This window comes from Deltaproteobacteria bacterium, from assembly GCA_029860075.1.
In the GTDB taxonomy this organism is placed as follows: domain Bacteria; phylum Desulfobacterota; class JADFVX01; order JADFVX01; family JADFVX01; genus JAOUBX01.
In genome coordinates this window covers 54,298-76,643 of record JAOUBX010000012.1, presented here as the reverse complement: position 1 = coordinate 76,643, position 22,346 = coordinate 54,298, and the positions used below count along the sequence as shown (strand labels likewise).

The 22,346-nt window shown below is 43.4% G+C and carries 20 protein-coding genes, 1 tRNA gene and 1 pseudogene; 9 read left to right on the top strand and 13 right to left on the bottom strand.

Annotated elements, in window-relative coordinates; translation table 11 throughout:
- Positions 1-113: 113 nt before the first annotated feature.
- A complete protein-coding gene (locus tag OEV42_05895) occupies positions 114-617 on the top strand; it encodes an Hsp20/alpha crystallin family protein (GenBank protein ID MDH3973793.1) in 504 nt (167 codons plus the stop codon).
- A 44-nt stretch (positions 618-661) separates the two neighbouring features.
- Positions 662-871 (top strand): hypothetical protein, encoded by a 210-nt coding sequence (locus OEV42_05890; protein MDH3973792.1) that lies wholly within the window; start codon positions 662-664, stop codon positions 869-871.
- Between the two features lie 284 nt (positions 872-1,155).
- On the opposite strand, the gene OEV42_05885 is transcribed toward OEV42_05890, so the two are convergent.
- Positions 1,156-1,776, bottom strand: a complete 621-nt coding sequence (locus OEV42_05885; protein ID MDH3973791.1) for a hemolysin III family protein — start codon at positions 1,774-1,776, stop codon at positions 1,156-1,158.
- A 730-nt stretch (positions 1,777-2,506) separates the two neighbouring features.
- Between OEV42_05885 and OEV42_05880 the strand changes: the two genes are divergently transcribed.
- Complete coding sequence (locus OEV42_05880; GenBank protein ID MDH3973790.1) at positions 2,507-3,304, top strand: hypothetical protein; 798 nt, start codon at positions 2,507-2,509, stop codon at positions 3,302-3,304.
- Entirely contained in the window at positions 3,274-6,474 is a 3,201-nt protein-coding gene (locus OEV42_05875; GenBank protein MDH3973789.1) for a DEAD/DEAH box helicase, read from the top strand. Before OEV42_05880 ends, OEV42_05875 begins: the two co-directional genes overlap by 31 nt.
- A 227-nt stretch (positions 6,475-6,701) precedes the next feature.
- Here the strand turns inward: OEV42_05875 and OEV42_05870 are convergent, their stop codons facing one another.
- Both OEV42_05870 and OEV42_05865 read right to left on the bottom strand, forming a co-directional pair.
- The gene (locus tag OEV42_05870; GenBank protein ID MDH3973788.1) at positions 6,702-7,562 is read right to left on the bottom strand and encodes a GGDEF domain-containing protein; all 861 of its coding nucleotides are present in this window, start codon (positions 7,560-7,562) and stop codon (positions 6,702-6,704) included.
- 248 nt (positions 7,563-7,810) lie between these two features.
- Entirely contained in the window at positions 7,811-8,083 is a 273-nt protein-coding gene (locus OEV42_05865; protein ID MDH3973787.1) for a hypothetical protein, read from the bottom strand.
- 536 nt (positions 8,084-8,619) lie between these two features.
- Here OEV42_05865 and OEV42_05860 point away from each other — a divergent pair.
- The 3 genes from OEV42_05860 to OEV42_05850 all read left to right on the top strand — a co-directional run bounded on the left by OEV42_05860 (position 8,620) and on the right by OEV42_05850 (position 10,117).
- Positions 8,620-8,841 (top strand): FeoC-like transcriptional regulator, encoded by a 222-nt coding sequence (locus OEV42_05860; GenBank protein MDH3973786.1) that lies wholly within the window; start codon positions 8,620-8,622, stop codon positions 8,839-8,841.
- 105 nt (positions 8,842-8,946) lie between these two features.
- A complete protein-coding gene (locus OEV42_05855; protein MDH3973785.1) occupies positions 8,947-9,693 on the top strand; it encodes a hypothetical protein in 747 nt (248 codons plus the stop codon).
- A gap of 4 nt (positions 9,694-9,697) precedes the next feature.
- A complete protein-coding gene (locus OEV42_05850; protein MDH3973784.1) occupies positions 9,698-10,117 on the top strand; it encodes a single-stranded DNA-binding protein in 420 nt (139 codons plus the stop codon).
- Positions 10,118-10,181: 64 nt separating this feature from the next.
- Here OEV42_05850 and OEV42_05845 read toward each other — a convergent pair whose 3' ends face one another.
- The 5 genes from OEV42_05845 to mtnP all read right to left on the bottom strand — a co-directional run bounded on the left by OEV42_05845 (position 10,182) and on the right by mtnP (position 14,649).
- Positions 10,182-10,724 (bottom strand): class II aldolase/adducin family protein, encoded by a 543-nt coding sequence (locus OEV42_05845; protein MDH3973783.1) that lies wholly within the window; start codon positions 10,722-10,724, stop codon positions 10,182-10,184.
- Positions 10,724-11,881, bottom strand: a complete 1,158-nt coding sequence (locus tag OEV42_05840) for a pyridoxal phosphate-dependent aminotransferase (protein ID MDH3973782.1) — start codon at positions 11,879-11,881, stop codon at positions 10,724-10,726. The genes OEV42_05845 and OEV42_05840 overlap by 1 nt, the downstream gene beginning before the upstream one ends.
- A complete protein-coding gene (locus OEV42_05835) occupies positions 11,878-12,924 on the bottom strand; it encodes a CapA family protein (GenBank protein MDH3973781.1) in 1,047 nt (348 codons plus the stop codon). The genes OEV42_05840 and OEV42_05835 overlap by 4 nt, the downstream gene beginning before the upstream one ends.
- Before the next feature lie 61 nt (positions 12,925-12,985).
- Positions 12,986-13,741: a tetratricopeptide repeat protein gene (locus OEV42_05830; GenBank protein ID MDH3973780.1), complete on the bottom strand. Its 756-nt coding sequence runs from the start codon at positions 13,739-13,741 to the stop codon at positions 12,986-12,988.
- A gap of 53 nt (positions 13,742-13,794) precedes the next feature.
- Complete coding sequence (gene mtnP, locus OEV42_05825) at positions 13,795-14,649, bottom strand: S-methyl-5'-thioadenosine phosphorylase (protein ID MDH3973779.1); 855 nt, start codon at positions 14,647-14,649, stop codon at positions 13,795-13,797.
- Between the two features lie 219 nt (positions 14,650-14,868).
- On the opposite strand from mtnP, the gene purU reads away from it, so the two are divergent.
- Positions 14,869-15,726 (top strand): formyltetrahydrofolate deformylase, encoded by an 858-nt coding sequence (gene purU, locus OEV42_05820; GenBank protein MDH3973778.1) that lies wholly within the window; start codon positions 14,869-14,871, stop codon positions 15,724-15,726.
- Positions 15,727-15,783: 57 nt separating this feature from the next.
- On the opposite strand, the gene rlmN is transcribed toward purU, so the two are convergent.
- The 3 genes from rlmN to rnr all read right to left on the bottom strand — a co-directional run bounded on the left by rlmN (position 15,784) and on the right by rnr (position 20,837).
- A complete protein-coding gene (gene rlmN, locus OEV42_05815) occupies positions 15,784-16,848 on the bottom strand; it encodes a 23S rRNA (adenine(2503)-C(2))-methyltransferase RlmN (GenBank protein MDH3973777.1) in 1,065 nt (354 codons plus the stop codon).
- Positions 16,849-17,021: 173 nt separating this feature from the next.
- Positions 17,022-18,713 carry an AarF/UbiB family protein gene (locus OEV42_05810; protein ID MDH3973776.1) on the bottom strand — a complete coding sequence of 564 codons (1,692 nt, stop codon included), beginning with the start codon at positions 18,711-18,713 and terminating at the stop codon, positions 17,022-17,024.
- A 15-nt stretch (positions 18,714-18,728) separates the two neighbouring features.
- Positions 18,729-20,837: a ribonuclease R gene (gene rnr / locus OEV42_05805; protein MDH3973775.1), complete on the bottom strand. Its 2,109-nt coding sequence runs from the start codon at positions 20,835-20,837 to the stop codon at positions 18,729-18,731.
- Between the two features lie 138 nt (positions 20,838-20,975).
- Between rnr and OEV42_05800 the strand changes: the two genes are divergently transcribed.
- Positions 20,976-21,062, top strand: a tRNA-Leu gene (locus OEV42_05800).
- A 75-nt stretch (positions 21,063-21,137) separates the two neighbouring features.
- Here OEV42_05800 and OEV42_05795 read toward each other — a convergent pair.
- Positions 21,138-21,608 (bottom strand): annotated as a pseudogene (locus tag OEV42_05795) (alpha-amylase).
- Between the two features lie 164 nt (positions 21,609-21,772).
- Positions 21,773-21,952 carry a hypothetical protein gene (locus OEV42_05790; protein MDH3973774.1) on the bottom strand — a complete coding sequence of 60 codons (180 nt, stop codon included), beginning with the start codon at positions 21,950-21,952 and terminating at the stop codon, positions 21,773-21,775.
- Between the last annotated feature and the right edge of the window lie 394 nt (positions 21,953-22,346).

Below are 22,346 nucleotides of genomic sequence, written 5' to 3'. Positions count from 1 at the left end.
AACAAAGCACCCTGGGAATTGATCTACCATGAAGAGTTTCAAACCCGCAGTGATGCAATGCGAAGAGAAAAATTTTATAAGGGTCATGACAAGAATAATTCAGGAGGTTTGACATGGCAAAAAAGAAAAAGGAAGAGAAGGGGCTGATCAGGAGGGAACCGGGACTGCCTAGCACCTTCGAGGAGATGGAGAGGGATATGGCGCGCTTTTTTGATGAGATGTGGAGACGTCCCTTTTCCATGTTCGGCCGTCCATGGATGCCTAGTCTCAGGTTTCCTGAAGCTGAGGTGTCTGCACCTACTGTCGATATATTCAGGGAGGGGAACGATGTGGTAGTCAAGGCAGAACTCCCCGGCATGACAAAGGAGGACATTGACGTGACGCTCACCGATGACAGGATAACCATATCGGGGGAAAAGAAGAAGGAGGAGAAGGTGGAAGAGAAGGATTACTACAGGTATGAACGGTCGACCGGCTCTTTTACACGCTCCTTCCATCTGCCCGAGGACGTCCAGTCGGACAAGGCGAAGGCAAAATTCAAGAACGGCATACTGGAGATAAAGATACCCATGACGGAAGAGGCGAAGAAGAAGGAGAAGAAGGTGGAGATTGAATAGCATGGACTATTCATCAATCCCGATTTTAAAAGGAGGTCAGTAAAATGCCTGCAAAGACAGCAGCAAAAGCAAAGAGCACAAAACCGACGAGGGCAACAAAGACAGGAGCATCAAAGGTAACAGGGGGCAGGAGAAGCGCAAGACTTACACTTTCACATGAGGACCACGAAAGGGCGGCCTACTTCAACTGGATCGACCGCGGTTCGCCCATAGGGGATGACCAGTGCGACTGGTTTGAGGTGACGAAGAAGTAGAAGCAGGCTCACTGCCGCACAGAAGCAAAGGAGGCCCGTCATTTATGGCAGGCCTCCTTTTGTTTTTTCGGCAACAAGAGGGTGACGCTTTGTAGTTTTTTGATTTTAAACCGGGGTGAGGTGTGATATAAAAAGGCAATCTTTTGATTTTTGAAGATGGGGGAAGGTTTGAAGGAGATAAGGGGGAATAACTGCAAAGCCCGAATCCCGCTAGTGCGGGGAACGGGCTTTTTTTGAGGGATTTTTAATGTGATGTATCCCTGTAAAATTCCTTTCCTTCACCATCATAGCACATAGAGCAATACGGCAATATAGTGGCTGATGCTCCCGGCGAGAACAAAGAGGTGCCAGATGCCGTGAAAGTATCGCACCTTTTTGTCGAAGGCGTAGAAGACGATGCCCGAGGTGTAGAAGGTGCCGCCCGCCAGCAGCCACCTGAAGCCGGGCAGCGGCAGGGCGTCGAGGAGGGGGCGTAGCGCAAAGAGGACAATCCATCCCATGACGAGGTAGATTACGACGGGGAGTATCCGTCTCCCCCCGACGGGGCGGTATTCGAGCACGATCCCCACTAGGGCCAGGCCCCATACGGCGCCGAATATGGACCAGCCCCATGCGCCCCGGAGGGTGACGAGGGTAAAGGGGGTGTAGGTGCCTGCGATGAGGAGGTAGATGGCGCAGTGGTCGAGCCTGCGGAAGAAGGCCTTGGCCTGCCCTTTTCCGAGGGAGTGGTAGAGGGAGGAGAAGGTGTAGAGTATAAAGAGGGTGGTGCCGTAGACACTGAAACTGATGAACTTCCAGGGGTCTCCCTTTTCAGCCGAAAAGACGATGAGCACTATCACCCCGGCAAGGGCCGCCGCCGCGGCGATTATATGACTGATGCTGTTGAAACGTTCTCCCTTATCCACCTGAAGCCCCCTGTAATCCCTGCCATCACGCCATCCGGGGAGGGATGATCTTATAGATAAATGTTAGCAAGTGAGCCCCTTCTTGTAAAATGGAAAGAACCGGTTTTTTTGAGAGGCTCCGGCGGATTGAAGAAAAAAGGATTGAAGAAAAAAGTTGAAAAATGACAATCTCTGCGGTAGAGTTTCCTCATTGTCCCGCCTTGCAAAGGGGGAAGCCATAGAAAAGGGGGGTTGCATCCCCTCTCCCCTCGTGGGAGCACCCGAAGGGCATAAAAGGGTTAGAGCCTGCCCCGTACTTGATACGGGGGTGAGAGGGAAAGAGCTGTATGATAAGGGGTGTTATGAAAAACAGAGGGGAAAGAGAATCTATAAGCCCGAAGCAGCCCCATCTGCAACGGGCTTTTTTTGTTTTGAACCGGGGCTAGCAATCTAAACGGTCGCTGTTGTCCCTATTTATCCCAATATGGGAAAGAGGATGGTTTTTTAACTATCGCACTGCTATTAAGGTTTGAGAGTGACAAGATATCAGAAATATTGTTAGTATTCGATTCTAAAGGGTTAGTATAAAAACATTTCAGCGACATCTATTAGAGAAAAGGGTTGCGCCCCCTTTTCTTTAGTGCAGGTGAAGGAGATCGATCAGTTGGTTTACACTCTTTATGGACTTACGGAAGAAGAGCTTGTGATTGTGAAAGGGTAAATTGAGTATTTCCTCTATAAATTCTAAATTATGACTATTGAATATCAAAATTACGACTCAGAAATAAGAGGTTACCATGGAGTAGCTTTTGAGGAAGCTGCTTTTAGAGACCACCTTTCTGGTCCAGTAAAGGACAATCTATTGGACAGGGAAGAAAGGGATGATATTTTAAATAGTTTACGCACTTTACAGACAGATACGGGCTTCTCTTCTGAAAACCTTCTGGAAGACATCCAGGCATTAGAAAATGAGGATGTTGATGTGCAAATTTTCCGTGTTGGTGAAGCTTATGCTGAAGTCATTTTAGAGGAGTCTTTTCGATCCCGTTTTTACTGGAATGAGTTGAGAGATGCACGTAATCCTAGAGGGAATAAGACCGGTGCTGATTTGGTCGGTTTCATTGTCGTGGAAGACCAGGTGCTTTTTCTTTTTGGGGAGGTTAAAACTTCTTCCGAAACGGCAAATAGACCGCCACGGGTAATGACAAAGGCAGATGGCATAGAAAACCAATTGAGAGACCTTTATTCAGACCGTCAAAAAAGATTCATTCTGATAAGTTATTTGCAGAACAAGGCAAGAATTCAGCCCGACGGTCATCCCTTCAGGGAAGACTTTGATAGAGCATTCCGGTCATATTATGCAGGCAATCCCGGCTATCAATTAATAGGTGTTTTGGTGAGAGATGTTGAACCGGATGAAAGGGATGTTTCCGTAAGCTATGAAAGAATTAAGGAAGATGTATTGGAGCCAACTGGCCTTCAATTGTTGGCATTGTACGTGCCAGTCAGTAAAAGTGAGTGGCTGTCAATATTGAATCGCGCGGAATAGTAATGAGCATTCAACTTAAATATAGCTATCTTGAAGAAGCATATCCCGATATGTTGGGAGGGATTAGTGCGCTCATTCAGAAGAGCAAGCTTTCTAAACGATTTGAATCAGTTCATCTTTCAGCGCAAGATATTCAGCAGCTTGAAAAGGCCAGGGAACTATGCGAGCTGAAAATTATTGAACAATGGGGAAATAGGGATACTCCCCAGTTTAAAGCTTTGTGTTCAATCAATTTTGATATTGCCAGCCAATTGCCTATAAACACAAACAATGAATACTTTGTTTATGAACAAATAAAATTGATTGCCTTCGGATGTTTAGGAGAACATTGGCACTTTGTCCGGCAATATTTGAAATGCAGACCATCAATTATTGATGAGCTTGTAGTAAATGATGGCTGGAATCAGAGGTTACTTGCGATTAGTTTTAAGGCCTTGGTGGGCTTATTGAAAAAAGACTCCTGGAAGGATATAGATCAGGCAGTTCAGTTGATTAATCAACTGAGGTCAGAACAGTCGGAACTTGAGAATAGCTTTTTAAACCAGGTAAATGAGGAAAGTCGACCCTATGGTGCCGCAGAATTGGTTGCTCTTTACCATTTTGTAAAGAGCATTGAGATACTTGGGCAATATCAAATTGAAGGGCGCCCACTCGAACCGGAAACACAAATCCACTATCACCTTGACTTGTCTAAGGGGTTCGCCAAAGAATCGGGTAATATCAGCTTAGGCTTGCTGTTTCAGTTCTTCGAGGCCCTCGCTGTAAAACTGATACGCAATACAATATGGTATACAACTAGAGGTGTAAATAATTGGGTAACACAATTTAACAGATACATCTCAAGGCAAGAAGACAAAGGGGTATTTGAGTTACTTTATCCACAGCGGGAATCTATAATTGATGGTGGACTACTAAATCCGGCGCACAGGGCAATTGTAGTGAATCTGCCTACATCGAGTGGTAAGACGATGATTGCGGAATACCGCATCCTTCAGGCATTAAACCAATTCAAACAACAGGGTGGATGGGTTGCTTATGTGGTCCCTACTAAAGCCTTGGTTAATCAAATCTTTATACAATTGAACAGGGACTTGGGGGAAATTGGGCTTGATGTGGAAAAGGCCAGCGGTGCGGTTGAACTGGACGGGTTTGAACAGCACTTGGTTGAAGAAAGCGGCAATGGGACGGCTTTTGATGTACTGGTAACTACCTATGAAAAACTGAACCTTCTTGTAAGGCAGGGCCTAGGTACGACCCAGGATCGCCCATTGGTTTTAACTGTGGTCGATGAAGCACATAATATTGAAGAAAAAACTAGAGGATTGAACCTTGAGTTATTATTAGCCACGATTAAAAACGATTGTGAAGAAGCGAATTTTCTTCTCATGTCACCAGATATTTCGAACTCGCATGAAATTGTTGACTGGTTGGCAGGGGAGCGAGGAAATGTAATTAATCTTGAATTAGATTGGTGGCAACCCAATGAGAGGGTTGTAGGAGCTATTCAGGTTGATGGAAGAGGAAGAAATTATGATTTAAGCCTTCGAACCCTCCATACAGACAAAGGGACATATGAGATCGGGGAGGCTATTCCTTTGGCACATTTCGAAAATGCGGAACATACGAAATCACAGTTTTGCTCCTCTAAAGTTCGGATCGCCTCTTCTGTTTCATCTATTATACTGGATATCAATTCACCAATCATTGTTTTGGCAACTGATCCACCAGAGACATATATAATTGCCGAACATCTTTACGAAATGTCCGATGATAATTTTGAGCAAGATGAGGATATTAACCTTCTGATAAAATTGGTTAAAAGCGAACTTGGCGAAAACTTTCCCTTGGCAAAATTTCTAACCTGTAGGATTGCGATTCACAGTTCGGCACTGCCCGATGACATCAAGTTTTTAATTGAGGACTTGATGCTAAAGGAAAAGCTGCAAGCATTGGCTGCAACTACCACAATAGCTCAAGGCATAAACTTCCCTGTATCGGCCATTATAATGGGTGCATACAATTATCCCTTTACCTCTGAAATGCCTGTACGGGACTTTTGGAACATGGCGGGAAGAGTAGGTAGAACAGGACAGACAGACATGGGATGGGTGGGATTAGCCGTAAAAAATGATTCAGATTTGCTTAAAGTCGGCGAGTATGTCATGAAGGCATCTGATGACCTGCACTCACAATTAATAAATGCAATTGACACTGCACTTCGTCACGCTGCTCATGATTTTGACAGATGGCTTTTCTGTGATGAGAGATGGTCGGCAATTCTCCAATACATTTCACACTTACGAAAACAGACAGAGCAACAGGAAGCTTTTTTAGCCCAGCTTGAGCAGAAACTACAAGGAACCTTAGGATATAGGCAATTGCCTCAGGATAAGAAGACCTTTTTTAATGAGAAGGTTAGACAGTATGCTGGAAGCTTAACGTTGGCTGATGCGAAAAGAGCCGATGAAACAGGGTTTTCTACGGTCTCTGTAAGGCAAATGATAGGGAAACTGGCTACTTCAGGTTTAACGCCGCAAGACTGGAATAAGAGCCAATTGTTTTCTGAGCAAAACCAAAGCATGCAAAAACTCATAGGCATTATGCTTAATACCTATGAAATCAGGAACTCCATTCAGGAGTTAAACCAAGGGGGGCGTCCATTGGACCAGGCAAGTATTGCCAGATTGGTAATTGATTGGGTCAATGGTCGTAATATTGCATCGATAGCAAACAGTTTTTATCCAGGAGAAGAACCACAGCGAGCGATTCAAATGGCAACTAAAGCTCTTTATAAAGTTGTTGCCAATGCCGCCACTTGGGGTATTGCCGCTCTCCAGAAGATGCCGACCAGTGGTGTGGATTGGGATAGTTTGTCGGAAATTGAAAAAAAGCGGATGGCTAACTTGCCGGCATATCTCCACTATGGCGTGAACACAGATGAAGGCGTACTAATGAGAAAAAATAATGTTCCCCGAAGCATCGCTAACCGATTGGGTGAATTATATAGTGAATCGGTTGGTGGTGAAATTTTTAGCCAGCCTTCTTCATCTGTTTACGATTGGATTAACCGGCAAGACACAGATACCTGGAACAGGGTAAGACCGTCAGGTTCCAGATTGTCAGGTGACGATTACAAAGCTGTTTGGATGAAGTTGAATGGAATTGCTTGAGTGTATTTGAAATATTCGCCCTGTTTGCTTTTTTTTGGTCGGACCACGTTAAGTAGTTAAAAACAAAAGATAAAGCCCTGAAAAAGGCCCCGAAAACAGCCTTGGAACTACTTTTTAATGATCAAAAAGAAAAATAGGGCAGCGACCGTTATCTGCCTTCCCTTTCATCCCGAACCCTCCCCCCATTCCCCCCCGTTAGAAGAATCGACTTCTAACCCATTAGAGCGTTAGCCATGCCAGGCTTGAACACGGTTTTTTCCTTTTAATTTCGCTGCATATAGCGCTTTATCTGCGAACCTGATCATATCGATTCCGCTAATGGCTAAATCCATATTTGATGAAACACCGAGGCTAATTGTTATTTCCGGCTCTGAAGAAAAATATTTTTTAACTTTTTTTCTCAATCTCTCTGCAATGATAATTGCCTTGTCCTCTGAAGTATCAGGCAAGATGATGCTTATTTCTTCACCACCATATCTTGCCGGAAAATCAGCCTCTCTCATGGTTTCCAAAACTATTTTGCCAACCTCTTTTAGCACCCTGTCTCCGGATTGATGTCCAAATTTGTCATTAATTTTTTTGAAATTATCAATATCTATCATCAAGAGAGAGAGCGTTTTCCCATATCTCTTATGCTCTTTGTAAAGACGTTCAATTGAAAAATCAAAAACACTTCTTAAATATAAGCCCGTTAAATGATCCCTTGTTGCCATTAAGGCGGCTTCTTCAATACGACGGTCCTCAATGATTTTGGGGCTTATTAAATCTCCTGAAACGTTTGTTAAATAATCCAGGGCCGTTACTAAAATCCCTGCATCACGACCAAGTATTGATTTTATATTTTGTCTATGCCTTACAATATTATCCCAAAGTTTTTTAGCTTTATCTTCCTTATATATTTCATGAGTCAACCTGAACATCAATTCAGAAAATGTATTTGCAATTGAAAAATCCAGGTATTCTTTCAGTAACTCAGGAGTTTCACTCAAGGATTCGATTGAATCGGAACTTAGTCGATTTTTAGATTCTATGTTTAAAAGCTTTTTAGCTGTGTCTTTTTTTGATCTATTGCTATTTTTGTCCGTCATAAAAACCTCCTTTCAGGGGCTAACCTTCAACAGGGGCCCCCAAATCTCTGCGTTAGGACAAAATATAGGGACAGATGCCCTTCCTTCTTCTCAAAAGCAGAGTCAAGGGCACGGGCAATAGGCACAAAAAATGATACATCTGTTTGCCAGTCCCTCTTCACGAGGGATTATGCTCAGTCAAGCTGACACATTGACACAATATTTGATTGCCAATGGTACGTTGAATCCGGCATATGGTTACCAGATGATTAATTATCTTCAAAACCGAAGCTTTTGCGAGATGCACCTGAGATCATATATAGAACAAAATGGATGGGGATTGACAAAATCGTATCCTGTTCAAGTTCAGGCATTTGAGTCTGAGAAGAAGAAATAGTCATTTCAAGAAAATTGCCATTTTGCTGGGCCGACTCGCAATTAAAATAATTATTATCTTTCAGGAAGGAAGATATGGGATCATTTTTAAGTAATTCACAAGCTTCTGGAATTAATACAACACTTATTCTTGGAACTGAGCGCATGACTAAACTCCTATATTTATTTAAAGCATTACAGTTATTTTATAGCCAAAGAGCATAAGTTTCGTAGAAAGGGATACACAATAGTTTATCTCAGCTTTATATAAATTCTATCTCTGCATTTGAATTAAAGCAAATTTAATGCTTTTTGCAACATATGTTTAAATTATCAATATTATATTGTAGCAGTATAACTTTGGCATTTATTATTTATTAAGGATTTGCCTTTATAATCTGCTATTTTTTGTGCGGGTGGAATCTATTTAGTTCAGGAAGAAAGCCAGCTCTCACCTTTGTATTAAACATGAGCACAGCTTTCAAAAAAACCTTCTCTCTTCTGCCACGTAAGCTGCATTTCTTTAATGTAAAACTGTATGCAGTAATTGAACCCGATAAAAGTGAGAATTGTCGTGTCAAAGAATAAACTAAAGCTGCGACTGGAAGGGAATAAAGTGTCCTCTTTGCATCAAAATGACAGCTAATGAATTTTATTCTAAAAAACTAAAGATGTCCTATAAACATGAGGTATAATTCGTACCATGAACATTTCCCAAATTAAAAGCTTTCTCCTTGAACGGAAAGAAGCCTGTCTTTATGATTTTTCACTCCACTTTAAATTACCTGAAGAAGAGATAAATAAAGTACTCCGGCAACTGTTCCATGAGGGTAAAGTCAGGAAAAACATTGTTGCCCACTGTTGTAATAGCGGTTGCAGTGAGTGCTATACCGATGCATACGAGTTTTATTCCTGGATAGAGTAACAAACCAGCCACAGACGGGGCAAAGCAAAGTAAACATTGACTATGATTATTTTATTGTTATAATCATCTTTTAATTCCTAGCCTTACTTTAAGAAAGGAGACGCCATGAAAAAAACAATAATGTCCCTCTTACTGATCTTTCTATTTTCCACAAATACCGCAATTGCAGGAGATAGTGATATTGTTCTGCAAGCTAACAACCTTGCTCAAAGTGAATTTGAAGATCTGAGCAGACAGGTAGGACTTGCCGTTGCCTACAAAGCCGCCGCACCTGCTGAACCACTGGGAATTACCGGATTTGATATAGGCCTTGAAGTAACAGCAACAAACATAGATGAAGGCGATTCATACTGGAAAGATGTAGCTCCCGATATGCCGGGAAGCATTCCCATCCCCAAGGTCCGTGTTCAAAAAGGGCTCCCCTTTGGCATAGACATCGGGGCATCCTATGCAAAGATTCCCGATAGTGATATAAAACTGACAGGCGCTGAAATCAAATATGCCATATGGGAAGGCGGGATCGCAAAGCCCGCATTGGCTCTGAGAGGCACATACACAAAGCTTGACGGCATCGATGATCTTGATCTCACCACAACAGGGGTCGATCTTTCCATAAGCAAGGGATTTGCCATGCTTACACCTTATGCCGGTGTGGGACAGGTATGGATCAAGAGTGACGCTTCAAGTAACATTAAAGTTGAAGGCACAAGCCTTGCCCTTGACAAAGAGGAGATCACCGAAACAAAATACTTTGTAGGCGCGAGACTTTCGCTGGGATTTTTTATAATTTTAGCTGAATATGAACAAGCAGAAGTTTCATCATATACGGCAAAACTAAGTTTGGGGTTTTAATATTATGGCTGGAGTTAACAAGGTAATACTGGTAGGAAACCTGGGAAGAGACCCCGAGGTAAGGTACACAAAAAGCGGACAGGCGGTGGCATCTTTTAGCCTTGCCACATCGGAAAGATGGACAGGCAAAGATGGCAACAAGGAAGAAAAGACGGAATGGCACCGTATTACGGCCTGGGGCAAACTGGGCGAAATCTGCGGAGAGTATCTTTCCAAAGGGAAACAGGTATACATTGAAGGAAGACTGCAGACGAGGGAGTGGGAAGATAAAGACGGCAACAAGAGGCAAACCACTGAAATTGTCGCCAACAATATGACCATGCTCGGTCAGGCAGGCGGTGCTCCACAGGGAGGCACTTCCAACTCACATTCAGCTTCTTCAGGTGGTCCTGATGATTTTGAGGATGACGATATCCCCTTCTAGTACTCATTCAAAGTAATAATTTAAAACCCCTTTCAGTGATGATGCTGAAAGGGGTTTTTTCTTTTTATCTGCTGAGACTTATAATCTTTGCCGACATTTCCATAGCAGTAACAACATGCAGGGCCTCTTCCATACTATCGGCAGCCACAAAAACACCATGACCTTTAACCATTACCCCCCTGTGGCCCTTCTGACACTGAGCACTTACCAGGTCAGGAATATTATCTTCTCCCCTTACTACAGGAACAAGCTGTACGATACGCTTTCCTTCCATATCAAGAGGCTCAATTTCATCATTTGAGAGGGAAAGTGCCGTAGCATAGGGCGGATGGCAATGGATGACGGCATTAAAAGCCGTATCGATATAAATCTGCCTGTGAACGGGGTACTCCATGGATGCTTTCGGTGGGTTGCTGTCAGTACAATCTGCTTTTATTATATCTCCGTCATTAATGTGACCAAGCATTGTCCCCGAACGTGTAATATAAATATGCTCCCCATCTATGACACTTAAATTACCACTATGAGAACTGTTCATGCCGGATAAGAGAAGTTGGTGGCCTGTTAAGCTAAAAAAAGAAAGAATATCTTGTATTTTTTTATCCATTAGCTCACCATTTCCAGATATTTACCAATTCTCTGGAGGCCTTCCCCAATTCTCTCGATTGAATTGGCATAAGAGAGCCTTACATACCCTTCCCCGCCACTGCCAAAATCGATGCCGGGAGTAAGGGCCACCTTCCCCTTATCAAGCAGGTCATAGCAAAAGGATAGTGAATCATTTGTAAAATCTTTCACATTAACCAAAACGTAGAATGCACCTTCAGGTCTGGCTCCCAATTTGAGGCCCATTTTTCCAAGTCCCTCTACAATGTAATCACGTCTTTTCCTGAATTCCTCTTTCATTAACTGAAGGTCTTCCCCGGCATATTTAAGGGCAGCCAATCCCCCCCACTGGCTGATGGTGGGCGCTGAAATAAAAAAGTTTTGAATAAGCCGTTGAAGGGGACGAATATAATCATGCGGTACAATGGCATAACCGAGCCGCCAGCCGGTCATGGCATAGCGCTTTGAAAAACCGTTGACCACAAAAGCGTCATCTGAAAATTCAAGGACAGAGTGTTCATCTCCCTCATAAGTCAGTCCATGGTAAATCTCATCGGAAATGACGGGGACATTTAAATTGCAGATCGACTCAAGTTCTGATCCACTAAGAACGACGCCTGTCGGATTGGCAGGAGAATTCACCAGGATGGCCCTCGTCTTTTTAGAAATTTTTCCTGAAACAGCGTGGGACTTTAATCTGAAGTCCTCTTTCTCTCCCAGATCCACAAATCGGGCATGCCCACCGAAAAATTTGACAAAGTTTTCATAGCAGGCATAGTGAGGGTTGGACATGATCACTTCATCCCCTTCATTGATAAGTGATGCAAATATCATCTGTAGCGCCGGTGAACTCCCGGAAGTGATAATGACCCTTTCAGATGTAATGTTGACACCATAGCGGGCGTTATAATCTTCCGAAATGATTTCCCTTAGTTCGGGTAAACCCAGTGAAGGCGCATATCCTGTTTGCCCTCTGTCAATGGCCTCTTTTGCAGCTTCTCTCACAGATAAAGGCGTATCAAAATCAGGTTCACCAACTTCAAGGTGAACAATATCTTCACCGCCGGCTTCCATTTTTTTTGCCTTTTCGAGAATATCCATAACGAGAAAGGGGGTTATCTCTGATGCTCTGTGAGGCAGTTTGACCTTATCAATCACTTCTTCTTCCCTGCACTTTTAAGTCCAATCCGATCAAGTAAAAGTGGATTCGAATTGAGAGGTTCCGATATCCTTCTAAGCTCTTTTAATATTTCCTCACCACGCTTGCCTCTGGCAATTTTCGGGTAGAATGAATTAAACCTGTCAAGTGGCTCAACATAAGCCCTGGCAAGCTTTTTATTCTTGAATTTCATAACAAGCATAAAGCTCCTCGGCGTGTCTTTATGTTTCTGATCAAAAAGAAAATTGCCGAGGCTGTAGACTATCAGCTTTCCCTTATAAAATTCAATCCCCTGCATAACATGTGGATGGTGTCCCAGGATAATATCTGCGCCTGCATCTATAAGCTGGTGAGCTACCTTTATCTGCTTCTTTGTAGGAAATTTTTCATATTCCACCCCCCAATGGAGTGATACAACAAGAATATCGACTTTGGACCTGAGAGAGTTTATATCTTCCAGCATTATTTTCAGTCTATAGGGAACAGCGCCCGCTCTTTTTTTAGAAGCATAGACAAGATGGGAATGTCCGTTGGAATAACCCAAAAAACCAAACTTGATATTTTTTACTGTTTTAATAGCAGGTGTTCTTGCCTCATCAAGGTTTTTACCTGCTCCGAAAGGGGAGATACCTCTTTTAATGAGGATATTGCGCGTTTTTGTTACCGGTGATGGTCCATAATCCATTGCGTGATTGTTGGCCATGCTTAAAACATTGAATCCAAGCATTTTAAGTGTATCGGCAGTCTTTAGGGGCGCAATAAAGTTGTAAGGCTTTTTTGGGAAAAACTCCTTATCGCTTTTATCGCCGAGAACGGACTCCAGATTTGCAAAAACAATATCTGCCTTCCGAAAGGGAGTAATGAAGTTCATAAAAGGGTAAAGATCGCCCTTTTTTTTCATATATTTTCCAATATGCCTTCCCATCATAATGTCACCTACGGCAACAAAGGTGACAGGAGGCTCATGTCCTTCTGTAATTAGAGGAAAAAAAAGGATGAGAAGAGAAAAGCAAAACCCAAAATGAAGAGGAATTTTCTGCAATGTTCCCGAATATGGCAGATTATAAATTTATAATTTTTACCTAAATACCAGGCAAGGCGCTTTACTTCAAAATATTTATATATTTATCTGCTTCAAGCTTTATCGCTTCATCATTGGATACATCAAGAAGCATCTCAAATTCTTTCAGCGCAAGACCTTTTTTCTTTAGCTGGAGATAAGTCATGGCCAGCTTTAGCCTTGCCTGTCCGTAAGCAGGGAAATCATTTACCAGATTTCTAAATTGTACAGCGGCTTTTCTATACTGCCCTTTATCAAAATAGATGAGGCCAATATTGAACCTGGGCAGAGGGAAGTTCGGTGCAAATTTGAGTGCTTTTTCATAGAACGAAATGGCCTTATCATAATCTCTCTTCTGATAATAGACCCATCCTATATTGTTATAGGCCCTTTCAGGCGTTGAATATTGCTCATTCGATACAGCCCTGTTAAATGCTGAAACAGCCTTATTGTAATCCTTATTTTCCAGGTAAACAACACCCATATTATTAAAGGCTTCTGAATATTCCGGATCGATAGAAATCGCCTTATTAAAGTGCAGCAAACTTTTATCAATCTCCCCGAGGCCAAAATAAACAAGACCGAGCGCATTTTGCACCGCCTTATTTTGTGGTGAGAGCTCTTCGGACTTTAAAAGTTCCTTTAAAGCCCTTACTCTATTTCCCTCATTGAGATAGGATATACCAAGATTATAATGAATATCCGTTTCTTTAGATTTTCTGTTTTTAACTGACGTTACACATGAGATAGCGGGAAGGATGAGCAAGAGTAAAATAACAATCCTTAATTTTGATGGCATCTCTAATTCCTTGGTAAGTTAAGAGGAAAGATCTGAAAATTACTCGCGCAAAGTTATATGTATTTACCTATAATGATCTCAAGATCTTTTTTTACATTTTCGGGAATACGTGATCTGTCGCTGATAATGGCATACTCAAGTGCAGAACCACAGCGACAGCCCCTCTCCGGGGAAAGCCTGCCGGCTGTTTCCCTGATAATTGCTCTCGCTGTGTTTACGTTATTTTTTATAATTTCAAGAATGGCCTCAACACTGACGTCTTCTTCTTCTTCGTGCCAGCAATCATAGTCTGTAGACAGGGCAATGGTGGTATAACACATTTCTGCCTCTCTCGCCAGTTTGGCCTCAGTAACGTTGGTCATTCCGATAACATCAACATCCCAGCTCCTGTATACTCTCGATTCAGCCCGGGTAGAAAACTGCGGTCCCTCGATACAAACGTAGGTCCCCCCAAAGTGTGTTTTGGCGCCAACGGCAAGAGCAGAATCATAGACTGCCTTGCCAAGCTCTCCGCAAATAGGGTCGGCAAAGGTAACGTGACCGACGACACCGCCGCTAAAAAAGGTAGACTTTCTTCCTTTCGTCAGGTCAATAAACTGGTTCGGGATAACAATATGGCCCGGCTCTATCTCTTCCTTCATGCTCCCGACGGCGCTAACGGAAATAATTCTTTCTACGCCAAGCTTTTTCATACCATATATATTGGCCCTGAAGTTAAGCTCTGAGGGAGTAATTCTGTGCCCTCCGCCGTGTCGCGGAAGAAAAACCATTTTAACACCCGACAATTCGCCAATAATAAAGTTATCCGATGGAGGTCCGAATGGCGTCTCCAGGGAGACCTCCTCTACATTAGTGAGTTCCTCAATTTCATAAAGGCCGCTTCCTCCGATTACACCGATAATACTCAACTCAAGCCTCCCGACAGCGTTATTGAACTCTGGAAAGTACCATGTTTGCCTGTATCGGTCAAGTTGTTTATGACTTGATAAGGAATCAAATAAAGCGGCATCATTATTGACCCTTTACAAAATGAATCAGCGCTTTTCAGCGGCTGAAAGAGGTTGACAAATAGACAGGGACATATAAACTGGTAAAAAGGCTTTCGCTCCAATTTTATAAAGGAAAAAATGGAAAATTCGGCAATCCTTCTTATTCATTGTCCCGATACAAAAGGTATTGTTGTATCGGTTACAGAGTTTATTTATAAAAATAACGGCAATATTACCTACCTCGATCAACATGTGGATGATGTCAACAATACCTTTTTTATGAGGATTGAATGGACCCTTGAGGATTTTTCCATTCCTCCTGAAAAAACAGGTGACTATTTCCAGACCCTTATTGCTTCCCCCTTCAGCATGAAGTGGCGCCTTTATTTCTCTCACCATATTCCACGAATGGCTATTTTCGTGTCAAAACTCCCCCATTGCCTCTATGATCTCCTTTCAAGATGGAAAGCAGGTGAACTGCGAGTCCATATCCCACTCATTATAAGCAACCACAAAGACCTTGAAGAAATTGCCTGCCAGTTCGGCATTGATTTTTACGCGATTCCCATGGATTCAAAAAACAAACAAAAGAGGGAAGAAGAGCAGTTGGAACTGCTAAAAAAGCATAAAGCAGACTTTATCGTGCTGGCAAGGTACATGCAAATACTCTCCTCTGATTTTGTGGACTGCTACAGGAATAAAATCATCAACATTCATCACTCATTCCTGCCCGCCTTTCCCGGCGCAAAACCCTATCACTCCGCCCACGAACGGGGCGTTAAAGTTATTGGCGCCACCTGTCACTACGTCACATCAGAGCTTGATGCAGGCCCTATAATAGAACAGGATGTTACCAGAGTCAGTCATACCGATTCCGTTGATGACATGGTCCGAAAGGGACGGGACCTTGAAAAGATCGTTCTTTCAAGAGGAGTATGGCATCATGTACAGAGAAAGACGCTTGTCTACGACAACCGTACCATTATTTTTACCTGAAAAACAACTTCCACGAGGACAAATGATTATATTAGCTGCATTTTTGCGCACGCAGGATCAGCCCTCCCCCGGCAAACTGCGGGGAGCGCCCCCGCCCGGGGATTCAGCCTTCCCTTTCAGCTGTCCACAGGCGGCAGAGATATCGCTTCCCTTACTGCTCCTTATAATAACCGTCATGTTCTTATTCTCAAGGTAGTTATGAAAATTCTGAATCGTCTCTTTAGAAGGTCTCTTAAATGGTGAGCCTTCCGATTCATTAAAAGGGAGAAGGTTCACCTTGGCAGGAATCCCCCTGAGGAGTTTTACCATCCGCTTTGCATCATCGAGGGAATCATTAAGATCTTTTATCAAGACATACTCGAAGGTAATTCTCCTTCTATTGGATAGAGGGTAGTTACGACAGGCATCGAGGAGTTCAGCAATGGGGTATTTCCTGTTAACGGGCATGATTTCATCTCTTACTTCATCAGTCGTTGCATTAAGCGATACGGCCAGGTTTACATTTGACTCCTCTCCCAGTTTCAACATGCCCGGCACTACGCCGGCGGTAGAGAGCGTAACCTTTCTGGGCGAAATACGAATGCTTTTATCTCCGCTTATAATATCAATAGATCTTAATACATTTTCAAAGTTTAAAAGAGGCTCACCCATGCCCATGTAGACAATATTCGTTATTTTCAGGTCTTCTTCGAGAGATTTATTAACGGCAAGAACCTGCCCTGTAATCTCTGAGGTAGTAAGGTTCCTTTTAAATCCCATGGCCCCGGTAAGACAAAAACCACAATCAAGAGGGCAGCCCACTTGCGATGAGATACAAAGGGTTCGCCTCTTACCTTCAGGAATTAAGACCGATTCTATCGATTCACCATCACTTAAGCGAAAAAGATATTTCTTTGTTCCATCTTTAGATGTTTCAATTTGAATAGGCTCAAGGCTACCAATGAAGGCAATCTCTTTCAATTCCTCGCGAAATGCCCTGGAGAGATTCGTCATGTCATCGAAGGATTGAGCATCATGCTGGTAAAGCCACTTAAATATCTGGGCAGACCTGTAGGTCTCCTTGCCCATTCCTTTCAAAAAACCTGCAAGTTCTTCAAAACTCATATCTTTAATGTCAACCATTGCCGGTGAATAATTCCTTTCTCCTTGTTTGATTATTGTGAAACTTCACATGATATCTCCATATCTGCTGATAAATTTCATGCCTTTAATACCCGGCATTACTTTAATAAGCAGCTTGTGGAGGCACAAAGATAACAGCATTAATATAACGATGGGAAATAGATTTGGAAAGATCAAAACTTCCTGGAGCGGATAATAACAACGGCAAGTAAAAATCCGAGGACACCGGCCAGTACAAACCCTGCCAGGCCAAGGATGGGGAAGCCCATAAAAAGAGGGCCCTTGCCGGTGGTCATAATAAGAGAGGAACCTATGATAATGGCGGAAATAATGAGTCCAAGGGCCAGCCGGTTGCTGGAACGGTCGATCTCATCAATAAGGTTATTGAGCCCGATATGGACAAAGTCGATGGTAAATTTATCGGTAAGCATCTTCTTCATAAGCTGTCTGATCTGCCCCGGCAATACCTTTGCCGTTTTCTCCATTTCGCTTGCCGTTTCAAAGAGGTCCTTTTTCACCTTACCCGGAGAATACCAGATTTTAAGCAGTTCACCGGCATACCTTTTTCCTGTTTTCAGCATATTCAGGCCGGGATCAAGCTGTCTGACAAGCCCTTCAAGTTCAATAATGCATTTATCGAGAAGAACGAGGTCCGTGGGGAGCTTTATCTTATAATGTGCCGCTATCCTCGTGTAGTCGAGCAGCAGTTCACCGAGCTTTGCTTCTTTAAGGGGTTTGGAGAGGTAAGCTTCGAGGGCATCCTGGTAATCCCTTCTAAAGGCATCTATATCAACACTATCAGGAACAAGCCCCATTTCGAGATAGTTTTCAACTACCTTTTTGTACTCTCCAGCCATAATCCCCATAAGAATATTGGCAAGCCGCTCTATCATGTCCTCGTTTAGCCTGCCCACGATGCCGAAATCGACAAAGGCGAGCGTATCGGCATCGACAACAAAAATATTACCGGCATGAAGATCACCATGAAAAAGCCCGTGCCGAAAGACCTGGGCAAAGAAGATATCCGTCAGCAACCGTGCAATATCACTTGCCACAATGCCCTTCTTTTCAAGCGCTTTCCTGTCATCAATCCTGATCCCACCCAGCCTTTGCATAGTAAGGACCCTTGAAGAGGTAAAATCCCAGTGAACCTGAGGGATGATAACTCGCCTGTCATTTCTCAGGTTTCTTGATATTTTGACGATGTTGCTCGCCTCAAGAACAAAATCCATCTCTTTTTTGATGGCTCTCGAAAATTCATCGACAATTCCAACAGGATTATAGATCTGAGTCTCCGGCACATATCTCGTGAGAAGCTTGGCCATAACGTACATGAGCTCAATGTCCGTATTAATCCGCATCTCGATGTGAGGTCTTTGGATCTTGACAACGACCGGTGTTCCATCATGGAGAAGGGCATTATGCACCTGCGCTATCGATGCCGCAGCCACAGGTTTTTCATTAAATTCCTTATACATCTCTTCAACGGGAACCTTGAATTCATCTTCAATAACTCTCTTTACATCGAGAAAGGGAAAGGGAGGAACTTCATCGAGAAGCTTGTTGAACTCTTCACAGTACTCGGCAGGAACAAGGTCCGGCCTGGAAGCGATGAGCTGGCCAAGTTTGATGAATGTAGGGCCCAGCTCTTCAAAGGCAAGCCGTATCCTTTCCGGCATGGAAAGGATATCTTTTTTCTCGGACAGTTTCTTTTTTCTTATCCGTCTGTGAACGGGAATAAGAACATGAAGATTTATCATTTCCATGAGGCTGTAAAGACCGTGGCGCATAAATACACCAACAATGACACGAAGCCGCTGTATATTCCTGTAGGTGAGGTTTACCTTTTTAAAGGGATGAAACATTTATTCCGAAACCATTTATTTGAGTTTAAAATCGATCTGCCTTTTATCCCTGTCTACTTTTTCAACACTGACATCCACCTTGTCACCGATCCTGAAAGACCTCTTTTTTCTTTCACCCCTTAGAGAATGCCCTTTTTCATCATAAATGTAATAGTCATCATCAATGGAGGTAACATGAACAAGCCCTTCCACAAAGAGTTCCTCAAGCTCGACAAAAATGCCGAATGATGTCACGCCCGTTATGAAACCGGAATAATTTTCCCCCACCTTGTCCATCATAAATTCCGTCTTTTTAAGATCAACCACATCTCTTTCGGCCTCCATGGCCCTTCTCTCTCTTGACGATGTCTCCTCGCCACTCATCTGCAAGGCAGCCTGCAGTTGCTCTGTTTCTGCCTTTTTAATCCCCCCTGTAACCGCTTTTTTAAGGACCCGGTGAACCATGAGGTCGGGATAACGTCTGATGGGTGAAGTAAAATGGCAATATATTTTGGAAGCGAGTCCGAAATGACCGATATTTTTACCGCTGTAAACAGCCTGTTTCATGGACCTTAAAAGGACATGATTAATGGTTCTCTCTTCCGGCTTTCCAAAAACGGCTGAGAGCAGCCCTTGCAGGTCTTTGGGAGAAGGCGTCCCACTTTTTAGCTCATAACCCAGGTTATGAATAAACTCCCTGAAATCTTCCAGTTTTTCAGCATCCGGTTCCTCATGAACCCTGTACAGGAGAGGAAGCTTTTTAGCCGCAAGAAAGGATGCGACGGCTTCGTTGGCTGCAAGCATAAATTCTTCGATAATCATATGGGCCAGGTTCCTTTCGGAGCGGACAATGGCTTCTACCCCTCCCTGTATATCGAGTATAATCTGTGCCTCTGGAAGATCAAAATCAATGCAACCCCTCTCTTCCCTGAAAATCCTGAGCCAACCCGACAATTCCTCCATAACCCTGAGATCAGGCATTATGGTTTCATACTCTTTCGTCAGAGCAGCATCACCTTCAACAAGGATCTTCTTTACAATGGAATAGGTTAGCCTGTGATCACTCCTTATGACACTGGGATAAAAGCGCCCCTCAATGCGCTCTCCACGATCATTAAATAGCATTTCAGCCGTCATGGCAAGTCTTTCTACCTGGGGATTGAGGCTGCATATGCCGTTCGACAACCGCTCGGGGAGCATGGGAATGCAGCGATCAGGAAAATAAACACTCGTCCCCCGCTCATAAGCTTCCCTGTCGAGGTCACTTCCTTCCTTCACATAATGGCTCACATCGGCAATAGAGACCCATAGCCGGATATTTCCCTTCCCTTCCTTCCTTACAGAGACAGCATCATCAAAATCTCTTGCCGTCTCACCATCGATGGTGACCGTCATAAGGTTCCGGAGGTCCTCACGTCCCTCTATTTCCTTTACCTTTACGCTCTCCCCTATGCGCTCTGCTTCATCTATAACTTCTTGCGGGAAAATGGAGGGGATATTATGCCTTGCAATAATAGACTGGATTTCCACCTCGGGATCGAAGGGACTGCCGATAACCCTTATGACCACCCCCTCGGGATTTCTCTGCCGTGTCGGGTAAGAGATCAGTTCCACCAATACAACCTCACCATCGTCTGCTCCCATATCTTCTCCTTTGGGAACATAAATATCGTGAGAGAGCCTTTCATCGGAAGGAACAACATAACCGAACTTTCGCCCCTTTTCATAACGGCCTACAACGGTTTTGTGTACCCGCTCGATAATACGGATGATTGAACCGTGCCGTTTGCCTCCCGCCTTAAAGCCCTCCACCCTGGCAACAACCCTGTCACCATGCATGGCGTCTTTTATGTTTCTTGCGTTAATATAAACATCTTCATCCCCTTCATCGGGGATGACAAAACCAAAACCTTCAGCATGGCTCTGCAAGCGTCCCGTAACAAGGTTCATCTTTGAAGGCACGCCGTAACGCCCCCCCTTTATCCTGACGATTTCCCCATTTCGAAGCATTTCATCGAGGAGCCTTACCAGTTTGCTCCGTTTCTCTTTTGTAATGCCGAAACGGCCTCTTATATCTTTAAGCGTTGCAGGTCGCCCTGCCTCTTCCCTGAGGAACCTGAGCACCCCTTTTTGATCAACAGCCATTTTATCCTTTTTTCAAGGGCCCCAAGACCCCCACTAATTGATTGTCAACTTTCCGGAAACCATTAATATTTCTTGACTTTTTTCAGGACCTAGTATAGTTTATAGACCTGCTATTTGCAACAAAGATGCGCCAAGCAGGCCCAGGTGGCGGAATTGGTAGACGCGCTAGGTTCAGGGTCTAGTGGGAGTATTCCTGTGCTGGTTCGATTCCAGTCCTGGGCACCAACAAAATCAAGGGCTTACTGTTAATGAAACAGTAAGCCCTTTTTAATTTTGTCCCTGCACTTATGACTTAAGCCCTACAAGGCTGAAACTGCCGTTATGCTCCCTTGAAAAGAGAAGCACATTTTTTGAAATATAGTTATCGTAATGGTTGTAAAAATAATATTGTCCCTGCCAGAGCATGGGAATCCCCTTGGCAGGAAGAAGACCGATAAGATAGGGCTGATTCTTGTACCAACTCCCCCGGTCACCTTCTCTCAAGAGGTAGTTGTCTTTGGAAAGTATGCCGAAATTACAGACAAAACGCTCATGGTCATGATTCTCAATGTATTGCAGCGCTGTTTTATGGATTTTATCGCCATTGACGGCAGCCTCTTCAGGATAACCGAAAAGTCCAAGCTTTAACCCCAGGTTAACCATGTCATTCTTGTCGGCATGAGCAGTTCCTTTTGCCGCGCCCAGGGTTTCATTCTGCCAGGTACAGTTGCTGTAAGTCTGCTCCAGCACTTCGACAGGCCCTTCAAACTGTTCTGCACACTGAACAACATTAGCTTAAGCGGGTATTTCAGGGCAGCGCTGAGGAATCAGGAGGCAATGCCGGAAACCATGATGGCGCAGGCATTTCCAGGTTTATTAGTGATCGAATGGCTGAAAAAATAAAAAAAACCCGCCTTTTGAGGGGCGGGCTTTCTTATGCCTTTTTAAGTCCGGCCTTAAACGGCGCAGGCTTCGGCTTCTTCTTTCACATTGAAAAGACCGGCCTCTACAGCGTCAATGGCTTTCTGGTCATGCTCGTTTGCAGGACAACCACATTTGTAATCAGAACTCTGAGCGTGCTGCCTTGCCTGCTCAATGTGCCATTGTGCTACTTTCAAGTGACTATCTACATTCATTTTAAAATCCTCCTAAATTGTTTTTGCATATTAAGATTAAGACCATCACATTTGGATTCATTTTTTTTGAAAAAGTTGTCAAGCCCCAATCTAAAAGGCATAAACTGCTATAAGATTCAGTACATACAGTCGGGTCATGGAAAATGAACTAAAAAAAGCTAAATTTAATACCATTTCGAATAGATTGCCTTTCCTCTAAATTATTTTCCCGCCAGGTTATAAAGAAACCGATTGCTGGCGTAGTGAACAAATACAAGCTTCCCGTGAAATATATATCAACTTTAACCTTGACCTCATATGACATTTATCTATAATGAATGAAGGTATTTGAAGTTTAAGGAAGCAAAGTATATAAAAAAAGCATTCAGGCCATGAGAAACGGGCTTTCCGGAGA

What these genes read in the sequence shown, in the direction of transcription:
- OEV42_05845 (MDH3973783.1), bottom strand. Translation starts at nt 10,724, where the DNA reads ATGGATAAAAAAATACAAGATATTCTTTCTTTTTTTAGCTTAACAGGC.
- OEV42_05790 (MDH3973774.1), bottom strand. Translation starts at nt 21,952, where the DNA reads ATGAATGTAGATAGTCACTTGAAAGTAGCACAATGGCACATTGAGCAG.
- OEV42_05830 (MDH3973780.1), bottom strand. Translation starts at nt 13,741, where the DNA reads ATGCCATCAAAATTAAGGATTGTTATTTTACTCTTGCTCATCCTTCCC.
- OEV42_05895 (MDH3973793.1), top strand. Translation starts at nt 114, where the DNA reads ATGGCAAAAAAGAAAAAGGAAGAGAAGGGGCTGATCAGGAGGGAACCG.
- OEV42_05870 (MDH3973788.1), bottom strand. Translation starts at nt 7,562, where the DNA reads ATGACGGACAAAAATAGCAATAGATCAAAAAAAGACACAGCTAAAAAG.
- OEV42_05890 (MDH3973792.1), top strand. Translation starts at nt 662, where the DNA reads ATGCCTGCAAAGACAGCAGCAAAAGCAAAGAGCACAAAACCGACGAGG.
- OEV42_05860 (MDH3973786.1), top strand. Translation starts at nt 8,620, where the DNA reads ATGAACATTTCCCAAATTAAAAGCTTTCTCCTTGAACGGAAAGAAGCC.
- rnr (MDH3973775.1), bottom strand. Translation starts at nt 20,837, where the DNA reads ATGGCTGTTGATCAAAAAGGGGTGCTCAGGTTCCTCAGGGAAGAGGCA.
- OEV42_05810 (MDH3973776.1), bottom strand. Translation starts at nt 18,713, where the DNA reads ATGTTTCATCCCTTTAAAAAGGTAAACCTCACCTACAGGAATATACAG.
- purU (MDH3973778.1), top strand. Translation starts at nt 14,869, where the DNA reads ATGGAAAATTCGGCAATCCTTCTTATTCATTGTCCCGATACAAAAGGT.
- OEV42_05855 (MDH3973785.1), top strand. Translation starts at nt 8,947, where the DNA reads ATGAAAAAAACAATAATGTCCCTCTTACTGATCTTTCTATTTTCCACA.
- rlmN (MDH3973777.1), bottom strand. Translation starts at nt 16,848, where the DNA reads ATGGTTGACATTAAAGATATGAGTTTTGAAGAACTTGCAGGTTTTTTG.
- OEV42_05880 (MDH3973790.1), top strand. Translation starts at nt 2,507, where the DNA reads ATGACTATTGAATATCAAAATTACGACTCAGAAATAAGAGGTTACCAT.
- OEV42_05865 (MDH3973787.1), bottom strand. Translation starts at nt 8,083, where the DNA reads ATGCGCTCAGTTCCAAGAATAAGTGTTGTATTAATTCCAGAAGCTTGT.
- OEV42_05850 (MDH3973784.1), top strand. Translation starts at nt 9,698, where the DNA reads ATGGCTGGAGTTAACAAGGTAATACTGGTAGGAAACCTGGGAAGAGAC.